Source organism: bacterium (assembly GCA_024226335.1).
In the GTDB taxonomy this organism is placed as follows: domain Bacteria; phylum Myxococcota_A; class UBA9160; order SZUA-336; family SZUA-336; genus JAAELY01.
This window is the reverse complement of record JAAELY010000128.1, coordinates 1-2,419: the sequence shown is the minus strand read 5'-3', so window position 1 is coordinate 2,419 and position 2,419 is coordinate 1. Positions and strand designations below refer to the sequence as shown.

At 61.3% G+C, this 2,419-nt stretch carries 3 protein-coding genes; all 3 read right to left on the bottom strand.

Features of this window, described 5'->3' with window-relative positions:
- Positions 1–13 precede the first annotated feature (13 nt).
- From GY725_05945 to GY725_05935, 3 genes are read right to left on the bottom strand one after another with little or no spacing between them, the layout of a single operon-like run.
- Positions 14–361: a hypothetical protein gene (locus GY725_05945; protein ID MCP4003720.1), complete on the bottom strand. Its 348-nt coding sequence runs from the start codon at positions 359–361 to the stop codon at positions 14–16.
- Complete coding sequence (locus GY725_05940; protein ID MCP4003719.1) at positions 358–2,193, bottom strand: hypothetical protein; 1,836 nt, start codon at positions 2,191–2,193, stop codon at positions 358–360. The genes GY725_05945 and GY725_05940 overlap by 4 nt, the downstream gene beginning before the upstream one ends.
- Positions 2,194–2,196: 3 nt before the next feature.
- Positions 2,197–2,346, bottom strand: coding sequence for a hypothetical protein (locus GY725_05935; protein MCP4003718.1), 150 nt, complete (start codon positions 2,344–2,346; stop codon positions 2,197–2,199).
- Positions 2,347–2,419: the final 73 nt, after the last annotated feature.

The following is a 2,419-nucleotide window of genomic DNA, read 5'->3' as shown; positions in this document are numbered from 1 at the left end:
TGTCGTCGAAACATCAGATTCTCCCTTGGTTACGCTTGCGTTCGGTCTCGATCTTCGTCGCGACCGCTTCCATCTCTTCTTCGATCTTCTCTCGTCTCGTAGAGTCCTCTATCACTTTGTCGAGGATCTTCTTCGAGCGTGAGGTCCGGGCTCGGGCCAGGGGGAACTCGCCATCCTGCACCGACCACACGGTCTTCTCTTGAAAGTCTTTGATGTGCTTCAGTAGCATCGGCTCGATGTCCAGCGTCCACGCTTCGGTGGTGACGAGGATCTCGGCACGCTTCGCTCGTTCGAGGAGTCGCTGGAGTCCCTCGTACTTCTGTTGGAGGGCCCCGACCTGCTGCTCTCTACTCTGGTTCATCGCGGGGGCCCCTGGGGCGGTGCGCCCTGCGGAGGCTGGGGAGCTCCCGGCGGTGCGTCGCCTACGGGGAGTTGCTGGACCTTCTTGATCAGCTTGTCGACGTTTCCTCCGTGGTCGAATTCTTCCATCATCATCCGGGCGACCTCGACGGCGTCAATCTCGACTCCAGCGGCCTGGAAGCCTCCTGCGGTCTGCAGTCCGATCAGCCTGTCGGTCATCTCCAGGAAGTCCTGCCGGCGGCGCCCCGTAGCCTGGTCGAGCGCCTTGACGTTGAAGGCGTACTCGAGCTCGGCGTCGAGCTGCTCGGGGAGGATCGTGGCGAACGGAGCCGAGGGGTTCCCGGGGAGCCGGATCCGCTGCGGCTTCGTCATTCGCTGCTTCGCGGTCTGGTGCATCGCACGCGCCATCGGGCGGTAGAGCTCGTAATCCATCTTCGAGATCCACGGAGCGATCCTCGACGAGGCGTTGTTGTTCATCATCTCCATACCCTTCGCCGTCTTCGTCAACCGCTGGGTATCTTGCGTATTGAGCCCGCCCATGTAGTCCGAGATCCCCGTATTCGACTGCAGGAGATCTTTGAAGAACCCGATGAACCACACGAACGACTGCGGGAGGTCTTTCATCTCCAGCGGTGCGACGGAGGCGCGTGGGTCCTGGATCCAGTTCTGCTCGCCGGGCCCGAGGTAAAGCTCGTCCTGGTCGGTCATCTCGGGGTCGATCACAAACGACGACTCGACAATCTTCCGTGCGTTGTCGAACCCGATGTTCGTAAAGTCGTTGATCGCGAGCAGGATCTGCTCGACCGGCTCGACGAGCCCAATCGGTCGGTTCCCGCAACAGTCCAGCGACGGCTCGTAGACGACGTAGCTCGGTTTCGCGTCCCAGGTCGCGAGAAGCTGATTCTTGACGAGGTGCTTCTTGTCGAGGATCTGCACGAGGCGCTTCTCGAATACCGGGTAACCGTTCTTCTTCTTACTGGTCTCGACCCAGCCCTGAATTTCGATCCGCTGGTGCGGCTTGTGGGTGCTGTCGCCTGCGCGGACGTTGTCGCCGTAACCGCCTTCGAGTTGCAGCCGCTTCAGGGTGTACTGGTCGTACCCCACGGCATCGCCTGCGGAGATCTCGAACGGCTCCCACTCGCCGGAGGCGATCATGCGCTGCACTTCGGAGAACGTCATGTACGAGCGCTCGACGGTGAAATCGGCCTCTTCGTACCAGCGCGATGTCCCGCTCCACCAGAAGTTGAACGGGTCGACGTAGTCGAACATGAACTTCGACTCGGGCTCGGAGTCGACCCACTGGAGCTTCGTCTCGAGCACCTGGCCTGCGACCTCGACCGGGACGCGCTTGAGAATCTTCGTCGGGGTCGGCTTCTCCATCCGGTGCTTGATAATCCCGCGGCCCATCGAGATAGCCGACTCTTTCGTGAGCTCCATCTTCGAGTACATCCGCGGGATCCCGTTGATGAACTGATGGTTGATCCACGCGGCGATCTGGTCGGCTCTCCCGCGCCCGACCTCTTCGAGTGGGATAGCGTCGATCAGCCGGTCGCCGGCTTGCCACGGCGCCATCAGCTTGGCCGCGACAACCTTCATGATCGGCCAGGCGAGGCCGACGCCTACGTTGGAGTGGTAGTCGTCGGGGTCGACTCGCGTCTCCATGTAGTTCTTGATGTATTTGTAATAGATGTAGTGGTCTTGGCACCAGTCCTGTTCGTGCTCGTCCCGCGTCGATGAGTACGCTTCGAGCGCCCAGCGCAGGATGTAGTCGGAGTCCTTGTCGCCGGTTGGGGCGACGTCGTTCCGGTCTCTGTTTTCCTGAAGCAGCGGCACGGTTTACTCCGAGGGTTCCCCGCCGTTGATGTACGCCGCGGCGACCTCTTCGCACTCGACCTGCTCGGAGGTGTGCGAGATAGAGGTCCGACCGGTCCTTGCGACCTTGTTCTTGTCCTTGCCTTCCTCGACGTGCTCCTCGATCGGGTCCATCACCGATGGCCGGACCTCGACGCGGTTGTCGCGGTTGCAGTTGGTGCAGCGGTGTTTCGAGATCCTCGGGGAG

Bases quoted from the DNA above. Each gene is read 5' to 3' on its own strand.
- GY725_05945 (MCP4003720.1), bottom strand. From the start codon at position 361: ATGAACCAGAGTAGAGAGCAGCAGGTCGGGGCCCTCCAACAGAAGTAC.
- GY725_05935 (MCP4003718.1), bottom strand. From the start codon at position 2,346: ATGGACCCGATCGAGGAGCACGTCGAGGAAGGCAAGGACAAGAACAAG.